This is a genomic window from Bosea sp. F3-2 (assembly GCF_008253865.1).
GTDB lineage: Bacteria > Pseudomonadota > Alphaproteobacteria > Rhizobiales > Beijerinckiaceae > Allobosea.
On the sequence record NZ_CP042331.1, the window covers coordinates 5,318,850 to 5,332,111 of the forward strand.

The window sequence follows — 13,262 nt, forward strand, 5'->3', positions numbered from 1 at the left end:
GTCGCCGGCTCAGGCCGGCGATGGGGCCTGGAGAGGCATGACGAGCAGGATGGAGGCCGGCTCGCCGGTATCATTGCTGAGCTGGCGCCCTTCGCCGGGCGCGATCCGGCAGGAATCCCAGCGTTGCAGGCTGACCTTGTCCTGTCCGTTCGAAACAGTGACCGTGCCGTCGAGCACGACATAGAGCTTCTCGACTGCGGAGGCGTCGAGTGTGGTGCCGCCGCCGGGGGCAATGGTCGAGACGCCGAGCCAGGCGGTGTCGGCCGGGCCGGCTTCGCGGCCCTGCAGCCGCACCATGCGCATCAGCGCATGGCCAGGGGCGTCATAGGGCGGGGCCTCAGTGAAACGAACGACATGCATGGTTCACGCTCCCGGCACGAGCACGACGCGGTCGCGCGAGGAGCCCATCACCGCCTGATAGGCGGCATGGGCGTCAGCGAGCGGGTAGATCGCGCTCTGCTTGATCGGAAAGGGCTTCAGGAAGCCGTCGGTGAAGCCGGGAGCGAGATCGCGCAGGATCGCGCCGGTCTCGACGGAGCTCAGCGCGATGGTGTCGATGCCGACATAGGTATGGCGGCCCTTGTAGAAGGCCAGGATGTCGAAGGTGACGAAGCGGTCGATCACGGCGATGAAGATCGCCCGGCCGCCGACAGCCATCGATTTCTGGCCGATCTCGTAGAAGGGGTCGCCGACCGTGTTGAAGACGATGTCGGCGCCCTTGCCCGCGGTCAGCTCGCGCACCCGCGCCGGGACATCCGTGCCGCTGGCGGAAATGATCTCGACCGGGGTGCTGGCATGGCCGGCATAGGGCTCCTCGCGACGCACGACGCCGATCACCTTGGCGCCGCGCCAGCTCGCGATCTGCGCCGCCGCCTGGCCGACCTTGCCGTTGACGCCGAGGATCAGCACGGTCTCGCCCGCCTTCGGCAGGCCGGCGCGCCGCAGGCCCTCCCAGGCGGTGACGAAGGGGACGCCGATGCCGGCGGCTTCCTGCATCGTGACGCCCGCCGGGACCGCGACGACCGCCTCGGCCTCGACGATCAGATGACTCGCATGGGAGCCGTCCTGGCGGATGCCGAGATCGCCGGAGGAGCCGAAGACCGACTTGCCGATCAGCGCTTCCGGCCCGGCCACGATCTTGCCGGCGAAATCGCGGCCGGGCGTGCGCGGGAACACCGCATAGGGCATCAACCCGGTCGCCGCCTTGGCGTCCGACGGGTTGACCGCCGCAGCCTGGATCTCGACCACGACCTCGTGGTCGGCGAGCGGGCGCAGCGGCCGCTCCTCGATCGGGAGCGCGATCTCCTCATAGCTCGCCGCCTTGGCGTGGAGCCGCAAGCCCCGCACGGTCAGCAGGTGGTCGAGCGGAGCCTGTCGGGCGACGGTTTCCTGGACGATGGCTTTCTGGGCGAAGGACATGGTGGTTCGATCCTGATGGAGGGGTCAGGCGACCCGTTTCGCGCCGGTGGCGCGGTCGGGCAGGCCGATGAGGGCGCGGGCTTCCTGCGGCGTGGCGATCCCACCGCCGAGGTCCTCGACGATGCGGCGGGCCTTCTCGACCAGCGCCGCGTTCGAGGGGGCGAGCACGCCGTGGTCGAGATAGACGCCATCCTCCAGCCCGACGCGGACATGGCCGCCAGCGAGATAGGAGAGCGCCACGGTCTGGAAGGCCGAGCGGCCGATGCCGATCGCGGTGAACAGCGCGCCTTCGGGCAGGAGGTTGCGGGCGTAGAGCACGGTCTCGGGCGAGGGTTGAAAGCCGTAGCGCACGCCCATGACGAAGGAGGTCAGCGGCTGCGGCTGCAGCGTGTCGTCCTTGATCAGGTCGTTCAGCAGCGCGATGTCGCCGGAGTCGAACAGCTCGATCTCCGGGCGCACGCCGGCCTCGGCGATCACCCTGGCCATGCGGCGGACATTGCTGGGCGTGTTGATCACGACCTCGCCGCCGGAATTCATGGTGTTGAGGTCGAGCGTGCAGATATCGGGCTTGAGCGCGGCGACATGGGCGACGCGCTGCTCCGGCACCATCAGTGTCGTGCCGGGGCCGGCGACCTTGGGATCCTGCTCGGAGGGCACGAAACGCCCGCCCGGGCCCGTGGTCAGGTTGATGATCAGCTCCGGGTTGCGGGCGCGGATGCGCTCGACGACTCCGCGGTAGAGCGCGAGTTCCATCGAGGGGCGGCCGGTCTGCGGATCGCGCACATGGATGTGAACAATCGCGGCGCCGGCTTCAGCCGCGGCCAGAGCGGATTCGGCGATTTGCTCCGGGGTGATCGGCAGATGCGGGCTCTGTTCCGGCTTGGTCAGGTTGCCGGTGATCGCGCAGGTGATGAAGACCTTTGGCAGCGGGGCGCGCATGGGGTTTCCTCCGCTAGAGCGCGCGGCCGCCATCGACCTGGATGATGTGTCCGGTCGAGTAGCCGAGCATGGTGGCGCAGGCGGTGATGGCGGCGGCGATGTCCTCGGCCTCGCCGATGCGCTTCAGCGGCGTCGAGGCCTTGACCTTGTCGTTGAAGTCGGAGCCGCGACCGGGGACGAACTCGGTATCGACGACGCCCGGCGAGACCGCGAGAACCCGGACTTCCGGTGCCAGCACCCGCGCCAGCGCCTTGGTCATCACGTCGATGCCGGCCTTGGCGGCGCAATAGGCGATCGAGGAGCCGATGGCGGTGAAGGAGGCGATCGAGGAGATCGAGACCACGAGCCCATCGCCCGAGGCCTTCAGCATCGGGGCGAAGGTGCGGATGGTGGCGAACTGTCCGCGCCAGTTGACCTGCAGCATCCGGTCGATCAGCTCGTCGGTCAGCGCGTCGAGATCGGCATGCGGAACCGGCTTGGTGTAGCCGGCCGCATTGATCAGGATATCGAGCCGGCCGAAACGGGCTTGGATGGCGTCGCGCAGGGCGATCAGCGAGGCCGTATTGGCGACGTCCGCGACATAGGCCGCATGTCCGTCGCCGAGTTCGGCAAGGAGAACCTTCGCTGCCAGCGTGTCGCGCTCGCTGTCGAGATGGGTGACGACGATGGTCGCACCGGCGGCGGCAAGCATGCGGCTGGTGGCGGCGCCGATGGCGCCGGCGCCACCGACGACGAGCGCGACCTTGCCGTTGAGCGAGCGCGGATAGAGCCTCCGGGGCGGCGCGGCGACGATGGTGTCCGACTGGGCGAGAGAAGACATGGCTGTCCCTGCTTCTGAATGGGTGGGGCCGGGTGGCTAGCGGATCGGAGGGACCGGCAGCTTCGCTTCGCCGGGCTCCATTACGAAGGCATAGTCGAAGAGGTACCAGGGCCCCTCGACATCGGGGTCGGGGGCGGGGCCGCTGCCGAGCCGGAAGTCGCCGATGAGATGGCGGGTCACGCCGAAGACGACATCGGTTTCGAGATGCTGGTCGTCATCGACGAAGACCTGGGTGATCAGCGTCCGGAAGCCCGGCTTGTAGGCGAGGAAGTGCAGATGGGCCGGGCGGTAGGGGTGACGCTCCTGAGCCCGCAGCAACTCGCCGACGGGGCCGTCGGTCGGGACCGGGTAGCCGGCCGGCTTCACCGAGCGAAACGAAATGCAGCCGCCGGCATCGGTGGTGAACTTGCCGCGCAGGTTCATTTCGGCCTGGTCGGGATCCTGGTTCTCGTAGAGTCCGACCGGCGAGGCCTGCCAGATATCGACCTCGACACCGGCAAGCGGGCGGCCTTGCGGGTCGGTGATCCGGCAATTGGCGAAGAGGGCGGGGCCGGGCGTCTCCGAGCGGATGATCGAGCCGCCATTGGGCGTCGTCGGCGAATGCATCCGCCAGAACGGCCCAAGCAGGGCTGCGGCGGTTTCTGTGGCGCCATTCTGGCCGTTGTTCAGCAGGCAGACCAGCGTCGAGAAGCCGATCACATCGGAGAACAGAACAGCTTCGTTGTGGCTGTCATTGGTCGCCTGGCCGATGCGGTTGAGGAAGTCGAGGCCGAACTCGAACTCGTCCTCGGTCAGTCGGACCTCCCGGGCGAAGGCATGCATGTGCCGAACAAAGGAGGCCATCACCTCCCTAAGCCGAGCATCCGGCGCCCGCGACATGGCGTCGAGCACCACTGGCGTAACGGCATCCTGGGTTTCGATGATGTGGGAGCGGAGCGCCGGCTCCGCTCCCACCGGGGTTGCCCTCTCATTCATTGGTGCTTCCTCCGTCGCTTGTTCGGCCTGTTGGCGCATTAGCTGTGCGATCGATTGCATTGGTAATTATGCGATCGATTGCACGTTGTCAAGCCGGCCGAAAAATGCTCTGTTGCCGACGATGATTCAGCCGGCGGAAAACCGATGAAATCCATGACCTTGGCGGCTGGCACGCCACGCACGGCGACGCTGCAGTCGATCGCCGAGGCAGCGGGCGTGCATCGTTCGACGGCGGCGCGCGCGCTCGATCCCGCCCAGGCGCATCGGATCTCGCCTGAGGTGGTGGACAAAGTGCGGGCGGAGGCGTTGCGCCAGGGCTATCGCCGGGACGCCATTGCGGCCTCGCTGCGGACCGGCCGCTCGCGCCTTGTCGGCGTCGTGCTGCCCGATCTCGCCAACCCGGTCTTCGCGCCGATCCTCGATGGCGTCGGCGCCGGGCTGGCCGAGGAGGGCTATTCGATGCTGGTGGCAGAAGGCGGGGCCGACGAAAAGCGCCAGATCGCGATCGTCGAGGAACTGATCGCGCGGCGCGTCGATGGGCTGGTGCTTGCCACGGTGCGACGCGCCGACCCGGTCCTGACCGTCTGCCTTGGCGCGGGCATTCCGACCGTGCTGGTCAATCGGGCGGAGGATGATCTGCGCGCGGCGAGTGTGGTTTCCGACGATATCGGCGGCATGCGGCTGGCGGTCGAACATCTGGTCGCGCTGGGCCATCGCCGGATCGGGCATCTGGCCGGTTCCGAGGCACTCTCCACCGGCGTTCTGCGCCGGCGGGGTTTCGAGGTGGCGATGGCGGCAGCGGGGCTCGACGCTTCGGCCGTCAGCGTCGCTGCCGCCTACAGCCGGGGCGAGGGGCAGGCGGCGACGGCGGCACTGCTGGACAAGGCGCCCGGCCTGACCGCGATCGCAGCGAGCAACGACCTGCTCGCGCTCGGCGCCTATCAGGAGCTGAAGCGGCGGGGACTTTCTTGCCCGGGCGACATTTCGGTCGTCGGCTACAACGACATGCCGCTGGTCGACATGGTCGCTCCGCCGCTGACGACGGTGCGGATCGCCCATGCCGAGATGGGGCAGGCCGCTGCGCGGCAGCTGCTGGAGCGTCTCGCTGATCCGGATATGACCGCCTGCGTGAAGCTGATGCCGGTCGAGCTGATCGTGCGCGCTTCCACGCGCGTGTTGGCGTAAGCTGCGCCGTCGCCGTCGCGATCGCTAAATCAGACAAAGGATCGTTCAAACCGACAAGACTTGAATGCGCCAGCGCCCCAGCCTGTCCGCGCATGGCGGTTCTCCCGAGCGTTGGATGGGCGGCCTTCATTTCCGGGCACGGGTGCGCGCATGAAGATCTATCTGCTTTCGTTGGGCGCCGGCCTTTTGGTCGGGGTGATCTACAGCCTGATCAATGTGCGTTCTCCGGCGCCGCCGGTGGTGGCGCTGGTCGGATTGCTCGGCATCCTGATCGGCGAGCAGCTGCCGCCGCTGCTGCGGGGCTTCTGGGCCAAGGCGCCGGCGGCGCAGTCCTGGGAGCATCAGGTCAAGCCGCATGTCTTCGGCCATCTGCCCGGTGGTGCGAAGCCCCCGCAAGAGATGTCGCAAAAGGAGCGCAGCTGATGCCGACGCGACGTCAAACCACCTTTGGTGCTGCAGCCGGAGCTCTGACCGGCCTTTTCGGCAGCGCCGTCGCCCAAACTCCCGGCCAAGGATCTCGCCCCATGACCGCCGATCTCATCCTCCGCAATGGCCGCTTCACCACGCTCGACCGCAGCAACCCGACCGCGGGCGCAGTCGCGGTCAGGGACGGCGTGTTCCTCGCCGTCGGCAGCGAGGCCGAGGCGATGGCGCATGCCGGGCCGAATACGAAGCTCATCGACCTGAAGGGCCGTAGCGCATTGCCCGGCCTGATCGACAACCACCTGCACATCATTCGCGGCGGGTTGAACTTCAACATGGAGCTGCGCTGGGACGGGGTGCGCTCGCTGACTGATGCGATGAACATGCTCAAACGCCAGGTCGCGGTGACGCCGCCGCCGCAATGGGTGCGCGTCGTCGGCGGCTTCACCGAGCATCAGTTCGCCGAGAAGCGCCTGCCGACGATCGCGGAGCTCAACGCGGTCGCGCCGGAGACGCCGGTCTTCATCCTGCATCTCTATGATCGCGCCCTGCTGAATGGCGCGGCGCTGCGGGCCGTCGGCTATACCAAGGACACGCCGCAGCCGCCCGGCGGCGAGATCACGCGTGACGCCAATGGCAATCCGACCGGGCTGCTGCTCGCCCGGCCCAATGCCGCCATCCTCTACGCGACGCTGGCCAAGGGGCCGAAGCTGCCCTTCGATTATCAGGTCAACTCGACCCGGCATTTCATGCGCGAGCTCAACCGGCTCGGCGTCACCGGCGCGATCGATGCCGGTGGCGGCTTCCAGAACTATCCGGACGACTACGCCGTCATCCAGAAGCTCTCGGACGACAACCAGCTCACCATCCGCCTCGCCTACAACCTGTTCACGCAGAAGCCGAAGCAGGAGAAGGACGACTTCCTCAACTGGACGAAGACCTCGACCTACAAGCAGGGCAACGATTATTTCCGCCATAACGGCGCCGGCGAGATGCTGGTCTTCTCCGCCGCCGATTTCGAGGATTTCCGCGAGCCGCGCCCGGACATGCCGCCCGAGATGGAGGGCGATCTCGAAGGCGTCGTGCGCATCCTCGCCGAGAACCGCTGGCCCTGGCGCCTGCACGCCACCTATGACGAGACGATCTCGCGCGCCCTCGACGTCTTCGAGAAGGTCGACAAGGACATTCCGCTCAAGGGGCTGAACTGGTTCTTCGACCATGCCGAGACGATCTCGGAGCGCTCGATCGACCGTATCGCCGCGCTCGGCGGCGGCGTCGCCGTGCAGCACCGCATGGCCTATCAGGGCGAGTATTTCGTCGAGCGCTATGGTGCGGCTGCCGCCGAGGCGACGCCGCCGGTGGCGCGCCTGCTGGAGAAGGGCGTCAGGACCTCGGCCGGCACCGATGCCACCCGCGTCGCCTCCTACAACCCCTGGGTTTCGCTGTCCTGGATGGTCACCGGCAAGACCGTCGGGGGCTTACGCCTCACGCCGCAGCGCAACTGCCTCGACCGCGAGACGGCGCTCAGGATGATGACCGAGAAGGTCACCTGGTTCTCGAACGAGGAGGGCAAGAAGGGCCAGATCGCGGTCGGCCAGTTCGCCGACCTGATCGTGCCCGATCGCGACTTCTTCGCCTGCCCGGAGGACGAGATCTCGTTCATCAGCGCGGACCTCACCATCGTCGGCGGCAAGGTCGTCTATGGCGCGCGCGAGTTCGCCAAGCTCGACGAGAGCACGCCGCCGCCGGCGATGCCGGACTGGTCGCCGGTCAGGACCTTCAAGGGCTATGCCGCCTGGGGCGAGCCGGAGGGCGCCGGCAAGAACTCGCTGCGCCGTACGGCCATGACGAATTGCGGCTGTGCCAGCTCCTGCAACGTCCATGGCCACGACCATGCCGGCGCCTGGTCGAGCACGCTGCCGGTCGGCGATCTGCGCAGCTTCTGGGGCGCGCTCGGCTGCGCCTGCTGGGCGGTGTGAGATGGCGGGGAACGACCATCGCGCGGCGGTGCCGCGAACGGGCGCGCTGCGCTGGTTCGCGCTGCTCCTGCTCTGTGCCGCCTATATCCAGGGGCCGGTGACCAAGATCCTCGATTTTCCGGGCGCCATCGCCGAGATGACCCATTTCGGCCTGTCACCCGCGCCGCTCTTCGCCGTCGGCGTGATCGTCTTCGAACTCGGCGCGAGCGCGCTGATCCTGATCGGCCGCTGGCGCTGGCTCGCGGCGCTGGCGCTTGCCGGTTTCACGTTGGTTGCGACCTTCATCGCCGTGCGCTTCTGGGAGATGCCGGAGGGCCAAGGGCGGATGATGGCGATGAACGCCTTCTTCGAACATCTCGGCCTGATCGGCGGCTTCATCCTGGTCGCGCTCGACGACCTCGCCCGCAAGAAGGAGGCGAACCGATGAGCGTCACCACATCTCCGGCCGCAACTTCCAGCTTCGCGCCATTGCGCCAGACCGTCTTCGCCGTGCTCTGGGCGGCGACCATCATCGGCAATATCGGCTCGTTCATGCGGGACGTCGCCAGTGCCTGGCTGGTCACCGACCTGTCCGGCGCGCCGGCGGCGGTCGCGCTCGTCCAGGCGGCGGCGACGCTGCCGATCTTCCTGCTCGCCATTCCCGCCGGCGTCCTTTCCGACATCCTCGATCGCCGCAAGTTCCTGATCGCGATCCAGATCCTGCTCGGCTGCGTCAGCCTTTCGCTCATGCTCCTGGCCGGAACCGGGCAGCTCAGCGTGCCCGCCCTGGTCGGGCTCACCTTCCTCGGTGGCGTCGGCGCAGCGCTGATGGCGCCGACCTGGCAAGCGATCGTGCCCGAGCTGGTGGGCAAGGCGGATTTGAAGAGTGCCGTCGCGCTCAACTCGCTCGGCATCAACATCTCGCGGGCCATCGGGCCGGCGCTGGGCGGGCTGATCCTCGCCGCGCTCGGGGCCAGCGTGACCTATGGCGCGGACGTGCTGAGCTATGTCGCGGTGATCGGCGCGCTGATCTGGTGGCGGCGCCCGCCGGGCGCGGACGATGCGCTCAGCGAGCACTTCGCCGGCGCTTTCCGGGCTGGCCTGCGCTATGCCAAGGCGAGCCGCGAGCTGCATGTCGTGCTGCTGCGCGCGGCGATCTTCTTCGCCTGCGCCAGTGCCGTCTGGGCCCTGCTGCCGCTGGTCGCGCGCAACCTGCTCGGCGGCGGAGCCGGCTTTTACGGTATCCTGCTCGGCGCGGTCGGCGCCGGCGCGATCGGCGGCGCCATCCTTTTGCCGCGCCTGCGCGCCCGGCTCGATGCCGATGCCTTGCTGCTGTTCTCGGCCGTCCTGACCGCGGCCGTGATGGCGGCGCTGACGCTGGCGCCACCGCAATGGCTCGCCGTCGTCATCCTGCTGCTGCTCGGCATGGCCTGGATCGTCGCCTTGACCACGCTCAACGGCGTCGCGCAGGCGATCCTGCCGAACTGGGTGCGCGGCCGGGCGCTTGCCGTCTACCTGACCGTGTTCAACGGTGCGATGACCGCCGGCAGCCTCGGCTGGGGCGCGATTGCGCAGGCTGCGGGCATCCGCGGCACGCTGCTGATCGGCGCGGCCGCGCTGCTGGTCGCGGGCCTCATCATGCACCGGATCAAGCTGCCGGCGGGCGAAGCCGATCTCGCGCCCTCCAATCACTGGCCGGAGCCGCTCGCCGCGGAGGCCGTCGACAACGATCGCGGCCCGGTCCTGATCCTGATCGAGTATCGCGTGCCGCAGGCCGATCGCGCCGCTTTCCTAGAGGCCATCCACGCCCTCTCCGCCGAGCGGCGGCGCGACGGCGCCTATGGCTGGGGCATCACCGAGGACACCGCCGATCCGGAGAAGCTGGTCGAATGGTTCATGGTCTCGTCCTGGGCCGAGCATTTGCGCCAGCACCGCCGCGTCTCCAAGGCCGATGCCGATCTCCAGAAGGAAGTCGCACGCTTCCACGCCGGGGAAACTGGCCCCGTCGTGCGGCACTTCCTGCACATCGAGCCGCCGCCGAGCCCGGTGAAGCATCGCGGGGAAACAGAGCCATGAGAGATTGCGTCTAACGCGGACTGCACGGTCGGCGCCTGCGCAAGAATCATCAATCGACGCTGCGGATCTGCAAGCCGAGCCGGATCGCGACGGGATGGCACCTCCAACCCGCTACGCCTCGCCAAGCATTCACCCGGTCGCCCAAAGGAGAGCACCATGTCCAAGTACCTGGAAGTCCTGACCCCGAAGAACTGTCAGCTCATCTTCATCGACCAGCAGCCGCAGATGGCGTTCGGCGTCCAGTCGATCGACCGGCAGGTGCTGAAGAACAACGTCGTCGGCCTGGCCAAGGCGGCGAAGGCCTTCAACATCCCGACGACGATCACCACGGTCGAGACGAACAGCTTCTCCGGCCATACCTATCCGGAGCTGCTGGCGGTGTTCCCGCAGAACAAGATCCTCGAGCGCAGCTCGATGAACTCCTGGGACGACCAGAACGTGCGCGATGCGCTGGCCGCCAACGGCCGCAAGAAGGTGGTGGTTTCCGGCCTGTGGACCGAGGTCTGCAACACCACCTTCGCGCTCTGCGCCATGCTGGAAGGAGGCTACGAAATCTACATGGTGGCGGATGCCTCCGGCGGCACCTCCAGCGACGCGCATAAATACGCGATGGACCGCATGGTGCAGGCCGGCGCCGTGCCGGTGACCTGGCAGCAGGTGCTGCTCGAATGGCAGCGCGACTGGGCGCATCGCGAGACCTATGATGCGGTCATGGCGATCGTGAAGGAGCATTCCGGCGCCTATGGCATGGGCGTCGACTACGCCTACACCATGGTCCACGACGCGCCCGAGCGCGTCGCCCATGGCGAGACCATCGGGCCGAACGCCGCCAAGGTGAGCTGAGCGAGTGACGATGCAGCTGCGGGATCCCGCAGCTGCATCGGGGCATTGGCCTTGCTTACGTCGGCGACATGATCGAGCCGGGCTAGCTAGCGTTTTCAGATCAGGTTGGATCGCAGAAGCCGTCATTGCGAGGAGCGAAGCGACGAAGCAATCCAGGGGGGCTGGGTGAGACGTTCACCCCAGTCCCCCTGGATTGCTTCGCTACGCTCGCGATGACGGTTCAGACGGATCGAAAAAGGCCCACATCTAGACTTCCTTCTGCGACAGGCGCTGCGACGCGTCATCGCAGTAGCGCTGCCATGATATGTTCAGGTGGTGGGCGACCGCCGCCTCGGCGCCGTCCTCGTCACCCCGGACGATCGCAGCCAGAATGGCACGGTGCTCGTCGAGCACGGGCTTGATGTCATGCGGCCGGCTGTTGAACAGGCGGGCGTGGTGCAGATGCGGATGCAGGTTGCGCACCGCCTGCGCAAGGATCGCGTTGCCGGAGGCCGAGAGCAAGGCCTCGTGGAAAGACTCGTCCAACCGGCTGGCGCTGACATAGTCGTGGTCACTGGGCCCTTCTTCGGACAATTTCCTTTCCATGGCCTCGATGCTGGCGCCCATCGCCAGGATCGATTCTGTCTGCCGGGTGCGCGCAAGATGCCGCGCCGCAAAGCCCTCGTTGAGGATGCGGAAATCCTTGAGCTGCTCGAACCATTCGCGCGGAGGTTCGGGCGCGACCGAAAAGCCGGTGAAGGAGGCGGAAGCCACGAGACCAAGTCCGCAGAGCCGCGTCAATGCTTCACGAATCGGTGAGGAGCTCACCTCCAGCTCGCGAGCGAGCGCATCGATATTGAGCTTCGAACCCGGCGTGTAGACGCGATCGAGGATGCGCTGTGTGAGCAAAGCTGCCACCTGATCGACGAGAGCTACGCGGGTAAGAAGCGGTTTGGCAGCCATGACACCTCCCTTTTCAGACGATCGCTTTTCTTGTTATTGACGATCGTTAATCATCGATCATGCACGATTCTTATATGTAAACGATCGAGGCACAACCGCCTGATTGGCTATAGCATCGGACCGAAAAGTGGAATCCAATTTTCGGACAAATCCGATGCGATAACAAAGGCATAGATCACCGTTGCCGCGTCGGATAGGACGCGCGGCGATCTAGGAGAGGGATCAGGATCCAAGAACGACTGATGCGGAGATCGCTGCGGCTTTGACAGGCCCAGGCGTTGCCAGGAGTGGCGTTCATGCAAGTGTCGACAGCACGGAACCCGAAGGGCCTTTTCGGCCAGCGCATCGCGGATCATTTCGGGATGCAGGGCCAGGTCGTCTCCGAGTTTCATCTTGATGGCCAATTGGGGTTGGCTGCCACGCGGTTATCCTGCGGGCGCCGCTTCAGGGAGCGCACCAGCCAGACCCACAGCGAGGGTGCCTTCTCGATTCTCTATCAAATCGACGATCTCGAATGCCATTCCGGCTGGCTCGGAGGGCAGAGGTATCGCTCAGGCAGCTTTCGCGCGAAATCCGTGAACGTCGTGGATCTGCGCGAAGATCCGCAGTGGCAATTTAAAGGTCACTTCGACGCTCTCCAGTTCTACATTCCTTCCGATGCGCTCGCGCTGATTGCCGCCCAATATGGTGGCCGCACCGCTTCGACACTGCGTTTGGAAGGCGAGGCCCCGGACGAGATTCTGTGGGGGTTGTCGCAGGCGCTGGTTCATGCCTCGGCTTTGCCCGGCGCGAACCAGCTTCTGACCGATCAGATCGCCATGGCCCTCCTGATCCATTTTGCACGGACCTATGGCGGCCTCGAAGCAGTAACCACCGCCGGATACGGAAGGCTCGCTGCCTGGCAACAGCGCCGGGCCCAGGAGATCATGATGGCTCGCCTGGCGTCGAACCTGACGATCGCTCAGGTCGCGAGCGAGTGCCGGTTGACGCCCAGCCATTTCGCCCGTGCGTTTCGGCAGAGCCTCGGCGTGGCGCCGCAGCGCTATCTCATGCAATTGCGGGTATCGGAGGCGAAGAAGCATCTCGTCCAGCAGCATCTGCCGCTCTCCGATATCGCCTTGATGTGCGGCTTCGGAGACCAGAGCCACTTCACCCGCGTCTTTCGCCAGCTTACGGGCGCGACGCCCGGCGCATGGCGCCGAAACTTCCAGGGTAACGAAGCTGAAGATAGCTGTTATGGGCCTTAGGAAACGCCTGCTGTCGCCCCTCGCAATGCCGAGTCTGTCGATTCTTGGACGCAAAGCGGCGGTTGCTCTGCGGCTTCCTGATCCCTTCTGACGAAGCGCCATCCGATCGGGCTCTCTAGCGCAAGGATTGCGCGTGGTTCGCCCGCCCGCCGGGCGCTCGAATGATTCCGAGCGCCCTAGCGCGGCAGCTATCGACAAAGCCCCCCGCGGCGCCTCAGGCAAAGGCTGCGCCATGGCCATAGGTCCGTGTCGCGGGGTACCAGTAGGTCCCGACCCAGGCCGGGTAGTAGTAGCCGGTGCCGTAGACCACGACCCCGCCTGGCGCGACCACGGTGCCGTAATAGCCCGGCGTCGCCGACATAGACGGTGTCGGCGGTCGAGCGGTAGACCTTGGCATGGGCGATGGAGTGCAGCGGGGATTCCGGCGGAGCGCGC

Annotated in this window: 14 protein-coding genes; 7 read left to right on the plus strand and 7 right to left on the minus strand. The window is 66.6% G+C overall.

What is annotated here, in order from left to right; translation table 11 throughout:
- Positions 1-9 precede the first annotated feature (9 nt).
- The 5 genes from FQV39_RS24620 to FQV39_RS24640 are packed head-to-tail and all read right to left on the minus strand — an operon-like array spanning position 10 to position 4,153.
- Positions 10-360, minus strand: a complete 351-nt coding sequence (locus tag FQV39_RS24620; protein WP_149132684.1) for a cupin domain-containing protein — start codon at positions 358-360, stop codon at positions 10-12.
- A 3-nt stretch (positions 361-363) separates the two neighbouring features.
- Entirely contained in the window at positions 364-1,419 is a 1,056-nt protein-coding gene (locus FQV39_RS24625) for a quinone oxidoreductase family protein (protein ID WP_149132685.1), read from the minus strand.
- 24 nt (positions 1,420-1,443) lie between these two features.
- On the minus strand, positions 1,444-2,358 hold the full coding sequence (locus tag FQV39_RS24630; protein ID WP_149132686.1) for a beta-keto acid cleavage family enzyme: 915 nt from the start codon (positions 2,356-2,358) through the stop codon (positions 1,444-1,446).
- A 13-nt stretch (positions 2,359-2,371) separates the two neighbouring features.
- Positions 2,372-3,178 carry an SDR family NAD(P)-dependent oxidoreductase gene (locus FQV39_RS24635; protein ID WP_149132687.1) on the minus strand — a complete coding sequence of 269 codons (807 nt, stop codon included), beginning with the start codon at positions 3,176-3,178 and terminating at the stop codon, positions 2,372-2,374.
- Between the two features lie 36 nt (positions 3,179-3,214).
- Positions 3,215-4,153, minus strand: coding sequence for a dioxygenase family protein (locus tag FQV39_RS24640; protein WP_149132688.1), 939 nt, complete (start codon positions 4,151-4,153; stop codon positions 3,215-3,217).
- Between the two features lie 144 nt (positions 4,154-4,297).
- Between FQV39_RS24640 and FQV39_RS24645 the strand changes: the two genes are divergently transcribed.
- The 6 genes from FQV39_RS24645 (at position 4,298) to FQV39_RS24670 (ending at position 10,638) form a co-directional block, all read left to right on the plus strand.
- Entirely contained in the window at positions 4,298-5,338 is a 1,041-nt protein-coding gene (locus FQV39_RS24645; protein ID WP_248313133.1) for a LacI family DNA-binding transcriptional regulator, read from the plus strand.
- A gap of 150 nt (positions 5,339-5,488) precedes the next feature.
- Positions 5,489-5,761: a XapX domain-containing protein gene (locus FQV39_RS24650; RefSeq protein WP_149132689.1), complete on the plus strand. Its 273-nt coding sequence runs from the start codon at positions 5,489-5,491 to the stop codon at positions 5,759-5,761.
- Positions 5,761-7,740 carry an amidohydrolase gene (locus tag FQV39_RS24655; protein WP_149132690.1) on the plus strand — a complete coding sequence of 660 codons (1,980 nt, stop codon included), beginning with the start codon at positions 5,761-5,763 and terminating at the stop codon, positions 7,738-7,740. The genes FQV39_RS24650 and FQV39_RS24655 overlap by 1 nt, the downstream gene beginning before the upstream one ends.
- A 1-nt stretch (position 7,741) precedes the next feature.
- Complete coding sequence (locus FQV39_RS24660; RefSeq protein ID WP_149132691.1) at positions 7,742-8,167, plus strand: DoxX family protein; 426 nt, start codon at positions 7,742-7,744, stop codon at positions 8,165-8,167.
- Complete coding sequence (locus FQV39_RS24665; protein WP_149132692.1) at positions 8,164-9,795, plus strand: MFS transporter; 1,632 nt, start codon at positions 8,164-8,166, stop codon at positions 9,793-9,795. Before FQV39_RS24660 ends, FQV39_RS24665 begins: the two co-directional genes overlap by 4 nt.
- Positions 9,796-9,951: 156 nt before the next feature.
- Entirely contained in the window at positions 9,952-10,638 is a 687-nt protein-coding gene (locus FQV39_RS24670) for a hydrolase (RefSeq protein ID WP_149129347.1), read from the plus strand.
- 246 nt (positions 10,639-10,884) lie between these two features.
- On the opposite strand, the gene FQV39_RS24675 is transcribed toward FQV39_RS24670, so the two are convergent.
- Positions 10,885-11,580, minus strand: coding sequence for a GntR family transcriptional regulator (locus FQV39_RS24675; protein ID WP_149132693.1), 696 nt, complete (start codon positions 11,578-11,580; stop codon positions 10,885-10,887).
- A 296-nt stretch (positions 11,581-11,876) separates the two neighbouring features.
- Between FQV39_RS24675 and FQV39_RS24680 the strand changes: the two genes are divergently transcribed.
- Positions 11,877-12,827: a helix-turn-helix domain-containing protein gene (locus FQV39_RS24680; RefSeq protein WP_149132694.1), complete on the plus strand. Its 951-nt coding sequence runs from the start codon at positions 11,877-11,879 to the stop codon at positions 12,825-12,827.
- Positions 12,828-13,041: 214 nt separating this feature from the next.
- On the opposite strand, the gene FQV39_RS33310 is transcribed toward FQV39_RS24680, so the two are convergent.
- A complete protein-coding gene (locus FQV39_RS33310; RefSeq protein WP_187640050.1) occupies positions 13,042-13,188 on the minus strand; it encodes a hypothetical protein in 147 nt (48 codons plus the stop codon).
- Positions 13,189-13,262 lie beyond the last annotated feature (74 nt).